The 5349-nt window shown below is 73.9% G+C and carries 7 protein-coding genes; 3 read left to right on the top strand and 4 right to left on the bottom strand.

Annotated elements, in window-relative coordinates; all coding sequences use genetic code 11:
- From ACXJKG_RS19065 to ACXJKG_RS19055, 3 genes are all read right to left on the bottom strand, one after another.
- Positions 1-759, bottom strand: a 759-nt coding sequence (locus tag ACXJKG_RS19065; protein WP_456847307.1) for a histidine kinase dimerization/phospho-acceptor domain-containing protein, incomplete at its 3' end; no start/stop codon positions are given.
- Entirely contained in the window at positions 756-1421 is a 666-nt protein-coding gene (locus ACXJKG_RS19060) for a response regulator transcription factor (protein WP_456847306.1), read from the bottom strand. The genes ACXJKG_RS19060 and ACXJKG_RS19065, both read right to left, overlap by 4 nt.
- Positions 1422-1488: 67 nt before the next feature.
- Entirely contained in the window at positions 1489-2358 is an 870-nt protein-coding gene (locus ACXJKG_RS19055; protein ID WP_456847305.1) for a 3-methyladenine DNA glycosylase, read from the bottom strand.
- A gap of 35 nt (positions 2359-2393) precedes the next feature.
- Between ACXJKG_RS19055 and ACXJKG_RS19050 the strand changes: the two genes are divergently transcribed.
- The 3 genes from ACXJKG_RS19050 to ACXJKG_RS19040 all read left to right on the top strand — a co-directional run bounded on the left by ACXJKG_RS19050 (position 2394) and on the right by ACXJKG_RS19040 (position 4776).
- Positions 2394-2780, top strand: a complete 387-nt coding sequence (locus ACXJKG_RS19050; protein ID WP_456847304.1) for a DUF1304 domain-containing protein — start codon at positions 2394-2396, stop codon at positions 2778-2780.
- A gap of 72 nt (positions 2781-2852) precedes the next feature.
- Positions 2853-3407 (top strand): RNA polymerase sigma factor, encoded by a 555-nt coding sequence (locus ACXJKG_RS19045; RefSeq protein WP_456847303.1) that lies wholly within the window; start codon positions 2853-2855, stop codon positions 3405-3407.
- A complete protein-coding gene (locus ACXJKG_RS19040; RefSeq protein WP_456847302.1) occupies positions 3397-4776 on the top strand; it encodes a hypothetical protein in 1380 nt (459 codons plus the stop codon). Before ACXJKG_RS19045 ends, ACXJKG_RS19040 begins: the two co-directional genes overlap by 11 nt.
- Here ACXJKG_RS19040 and ACXJKG_RS19035 read toward each other — a convergent pair.
- On the bottom strand, positions 4777-5349 hold a 573-nt coding region (locus ACXJKG_RS19035; protein ID WP_456847301.1), incomplete at its 5' end, for a DUF418 domain-containing protein.

The following is a 5349-nucleotide window of genomic DNA, read 5'->3' as shown; positions in this document are numbered from 1 at the left end:
GGCGTCGGCCGCGAGGAGCATGTCGTCGAGCACCGCGGTGAGCGCCGCCGCGTCGGCCAGCAGGCCGTCGACGTCGTGCTGGACCCTGTCCGGCCCGGTGGTGCCCCAGTCGGCGGTCATGTGCCGGTCCAGCAGCTGCGCGCGCGTCGACAGCAGCGTCAGCGGAGTCCGCAGCTCGTGGCTCGCGTCGGCGACGAAGCGGCGCTGCAGGCTCAGCGCGGCGACCATCGGCTGCACCGCTCGACGGGTCAGCCAGACGGCACCGAGCCCGGCGAGGACGATGCCCACGGCACTCGCGACCAGCAGGGCGAGGACGAGCCGCTGCAGCTCCTCGCGGCTCTCCGCCGGGTTCAGCGCGGCCTGCACGACCGTGTCGCCGTGCGAGCCGGTGAGCACGCGCACCGTCCCGGCGTCCGTGCGCGCGGTGGTCCAGACGTCCTCGCCGGACTGAGCGACCTCCCGCATGGCGTCGAGGTCGGGGAGGCTCTCGGGCAGGTCGTCGGAGACCGAGAGGCCCCGCTGCGACGCCACGGCGACCCACATCCCCGGCGGGGCGTCGTGGGCGTCGTCGATCGAGTGGACGGCGCCCTCGAGCCGCGACGTCGCGGACTCGCCCTGGGCCCGGATCACCACCAGCAGCACCGCGGTGCCGACGACGGCCAGGCAGGCGAGCACCAGCAGGGCCGTCTGCAGGCCCAGTCGGCGGGACGTGCGGCGCAGGACCTCGCCCTCGGCCGCTGTGGCGGGCTCGGCGGTCATCCGGCGCCCAGCCGGTACCCCGCGCCGCGGACGGTGGCGACGCTCGCCCGTCCCAGCTTGCGGCGCAGGTAGTAGACGTACGTGTCGACGACGCCCTCGTCCTCGGCGTCGGTGAACACCCGATCGAGGATGTCGCGCCGGCTGAACACCTGCCGCGGGTGCCGGGCGAGCAGCTCGATCAACGAGCACTCCCGCTCCGAGAGGTCCACGAGGCCCCCGGACGCGAGGGTGACCTGCCGGGTCTCGACGTCGAGCGTCCCCGCCGGGACCGCCAGCGACCCGACGTGCTCGTAGCGTCGTCGCCGCAGCGCCCGCAGCCTGGCCGCGAGCTCGTCGACGTCGAACGGCTTGCTCATGTAGTCCTCGGCGCCGGCGTCGAGCCCGGCCACGCGGTCCGCGGGGTTGCCGAGCGCGGAGAGGACCAGCGCGGGCGTGGCGACGCCCTTCGACCGCAGCCGGCCCAGGAGGTCCAGGCCCTCGATCGCAGGGAGCCCCCGGTCCAGCACGATGACGTCGTACGACCGCGTCAGGCCCAGGTGCAGGCCCCGCTGGCCGTCCGGCGCGACGTCGACCTCGTAGCCCTCGGCGACGAGGATCTGCTCGAGCATGGACGCGAGCTGGCGGTCGTCCTCGACGAGGAGCAGCTGCGCGGGTTCCGGCATTCCGTGCTCCTCCGTCGTCGCGTCCTCGCATCGTACGGTCGGAGCACCTCGGCGATGCTCGCCGCGCTCAGGACAGCACGGCGTCGCAGACGTCGACCAGCCGGCCGCGCAGCACGTTCCCGCGCTCGGCGAAGCCACGCTGCCGCGCCACGTACTCGGCCTTGCCCTCGGGGGTCTCGATGGCGACCGGGTCGAGGCCGTACGTCGTCACGTCGTACGGCGAGGCCTGCATGTCGAGGGTCCGGATGTCTCGAGCGAGCTCGAAGCAGTCGAGCAGCAGCGCGCCGGGCACGGCCGGGCCCAGCTTGGTGGCCCACTTGTAGACGTCCATGCCGGCGTGCAGGCAGCCGGGCTGCTCCATCGCGACCTGGGTCTCGCGCGTGGGGCGCAGGGTGTTCAGGTCGACGGCCTCGGGCGTGAAGAACCGGTAGGCGTCGAAGTGCGAGCAGCGGATCCGGTGGGTCTCGACGACGGCGTCGGTGCCGGCCCGTCCGAGGCGGAGGGGGAGCGGGTGGCGGTGCTCGTCGTCGCTCTCGCGGTAGACCATCGCCCACTCGTGCAGGCCGAAGCAGCCGGTGAACGCGGGGCGCCCGAGGGTGGCACCGAGCAGGCCGCTCACGAACCGCACCGTGTCCCCGCGCTCGGCGACGAACGCGTCGACGTCCAGGGTGGCGGTGCCGTCGACGGTCCGGTACCAGCGCCAGTCGGCGTGGGGCGCAGGGAGCTCCAGCGCGACGCCGACGCCGGGGTGCCAGCGGCGCAGGGCCGCCGGGGTCACCGGGTAGTACTCGAAGAGGAAGTCCTCGATCGCGTGCTTCTGGTGTCGCGACCGGCGCTCGCGTCGGTCGGCCGTGAAGGCGTCGGCGCGCTCGGCGTGCGCGGCCGCGAGCGACGCCCAGGTCGTGGCGTCGAGCGCGGGAGCAACGGTCAGGGGCACACCACAAGGGTAGGCGTGGCTGGCAGACTGCCCGGATGGTCATCGCCGCGGCGGTCTTCGCCGTCCTCGCCGCCCTCCTTCACGTGCTGTTCTTCGTGTACGAGTCGGTCCTGTTCGAACGTCCGTCGGTGCACGCGCGGTTCCAGACGCGGACGCAGGACGTGCCGGCGGTCAAGCCGTGGGCGTACAACCAGGGCTTCTACAACCTGTTCCTCGCCATCGGCGCGATCGTCGGTGCGGTCCTGGCGCTCGCGGGCCAGGAGACCGTCGGCCTGGCGCTGATCCTGCTGGCCTGCGGCTCGATGCTCGCGGCGGCACTCGTGCTCGTCACGACCAACCGCAGCATGGCCCGGGCCGCCGCCACGCAGGGGGCGTTCCCGCTGCTCGCGGTGGTCTTCGCGGTCGTCGCTCTGCTCGCCTAGAACCTCAACCCCAACGCCGCACGGGTCGACAGGCGTTATGGGTTCGGGAGTCTCGGCGAGGGAGCGTGGTGCGTGAGCAGACGGTGGGAGGACCTGCTGGAGCAGGTCGCCCGTGAGCGGTACGGGCGCCTCGTCGCGCACGCGAGCCTGGTGTCCGCCTCGCCGACCGATGCGCACGACCTCGTGCAGGAGTCGCTCATCGCCGCCTTCTCCGGGCGCGCGCGGTTCGGCTCGGTCGAGCAGGCCGAGGCCTACGTGCGTCGGGCCATCGCCTCCCGCGCGATCGACGCCGGCCGGCGCAGGACCCGCGAGGCCCGCCTGCTGGCCCGCGCGGCCGCGCAGACCCCCGTCGCGGCGGTCCACGAGGATCGCCTCCCCGGCGCGGACGTCGTCCGGGCGCTCGCCACCCTGAGCCCGCGGGAGCGCGCGTGCGTCGTCCTCCGGCAGATGGAGGACCTCTCCGTCGTCGAGACCGCGTCTGCCCTCGGGCTGTCCGAGGGGGCGGTCAAGCGGTACACGTCCGACGGGCTCGCGCGGCTCAACGCCGAGCTCGGCAGCGCGGCCGTCCCCGTGGAGCGGATCTCCGTGCGCAGCCTGACCCCGACGGAGGTGCGCCGTGAGCGCTGACCTGCATGAGCTGATGAACCGCGCGGCCGACGAGATCGAGGGTTCGGCGGCCCCCCTGCCGGGCGGCCGCCTGGACCTCGTGCGGTCCGCGGCCCGCCGTCGCCGGATCGCCCGCCGCACCACGGAGTCGTTCGCGGGCGTCGCGGCCGTGGCCGTCGTCGGCGTCGGCGTCTGGTTCGGCGCGGCCGACCGCGCGCCCCAGCCGGTCACCCCGGTGGTGACGGCGAGCCCCATCCCCACCCCGACCTCGACCCCGGCCCCGACGACGAGCCCGACCCCCACGCCGACCGGACCAGCGGTGCGTGCGGAGTCGATCGACGACGCCACGGTCGTCGCACGGTTGAGCGCTCCTCGGACGGGTGAGGTCTGGGAGACGCCCGTACGCGTGCCCGAGCTCGACGCCACGCTGATCGGCGACGACGGGTACGGCACGCGGTACGGGAGCGTGTACCGCGTGGGCACCCGCGGCGAGGCCACGATCTACGTCGTCGTCGAGCCGGAGTCGTACGGTGGCAGCCCGATCGGGGGCCTGTACGAGATAGACGCCGCCGGAGCGCGATCGATCGCGTGCCCGAGCGCGCGAACCGGCGACCCGTGCATGCGGCAGGCGCTCGAGCCGTCGGCGGTCGTCCGCGACGAGGCGACGTTCTACGACACGCTCACGCTGCCGCACGCGATCGACCTGGGCGACGGCTACGTGGTGACGACGACGAGGACGACCACGGGCGAGTTCTTCGACCAGTGGGCGCTCGGGTACGGCACGCCGCTCCTCGGTGGCCAGGGCGAGGAGAGCACCGTGCTGGTGCCCATGGGTGCCCAGTCGCTCGTCGCACAGACGCACGCCTCGTCGTTCCTGGACGGGGTCACCAACGTGTCGTACGCCCTGACGTTGCCGCTCGGCTCCACGATCGAGCTCGGTGCACAGGACGCTCCCGGCGGTGACTACGCCGCGATCACCTGGGACGACGGCGTGCAGCGCGAGGGCGTGGGCTGGGGCGGGACCGTGGGTGGGGCCGTCGCGATGTCCCCGGGCGACAGTGCGTGCTTCGGCGGGACCTTCGCCGAGGAGGCCGATCATGTCGCGTCGCAGTGGCGCGCCGCGGGGACGACGCCGGACGGGCACCGGGTGTACGTCCCGGTCGACGGAGGCAACCCCCTGTCGCGCGCGGTGCGTGCGTGGCACGAGGAGAACTCGGGGACGTTGTCGGAGTCGGGCGAGATCGTCACGGGCGTCGCGGCCGGCTACCCGTACGCGGACGACGCCGGCTTCCTCGCGGCGGACGCCCTGTACGCGATCCAGGCGCCGGACGACCGGTGGCTGGTCGGGCTGCGGAGCGACGCCGTCCAGGTCGTCTGGGAGTGCGCGTAGTCAGGGGACGGTCACGCGGTCGGGCAGCTCGTCGGGCGCCACGTCGGCGGCCCGCGTCGAGACCCGGTGCAGCACCCACTCGAGCGGGCCGCGCCCGATCGTCGTCGCCCACAGCCAGCAGAGGGCGATCGTGGTGAGCAGGAACGCCAGCCAGACCTCGACCGTCGCGTCGTAGACGACGGTCCGCCCGAGGACCGCGATGGCCACGACGTGCACGGTGTAGGCGGTCAGGGCGAGCGACCCGACGGCGGCGAGGGGTGCGAGGACGCCCGGCCACCGCTCGGCGAGTGCGAGGGACGCCGCGATGACCAGCAGCGCGACGCCGAGGTTGCCCACCACCTCGAAGGTGGTCGACGAGTGCGGCTCGCTCGTCGCGAGCCCGATCGGCCAGTGGAACACGTGCAGCGCGACCCAGGACCCGCCGTGCCCCAGGATCACCAGGCCGACGCCCACGAGGGCGCCGACGGCCCGCAGCCAGCGGTCGCGCAGGTCGCTGCGGCCGAGGGCGAGGCCGAACAGGAGGTAGGCGAGCCAGACGATCGCGGGGTAGTAGTGCCCGGTCGCGAGGTGGAC

This window comes from Cellulomonas sp. P5_C6, assembly GCF_054049635.1.
This window is presented reverse-complemented; position numbering and strand designations above follow the sequence as displayed.

What these genes read in the sequence shown, in the direction of transcription:
- ACXJKG_RS19060 (WP_456847306.1), bottom strand. Translation starts at nt 1,421, where the DNA reads ATGCCGGAACCCGCGCAGCTGCTCCTCGTCGAGGACGACCGCCAGCTC.
- ACXJKG_RS19050 (WP_456847304.1), top strand. Translation starts at nt 2,394, where the DNA reads ATGGTCATCGCCGCGGCGGTCTTCGCCGTCCTCGCCGCCCTCCTTCAC.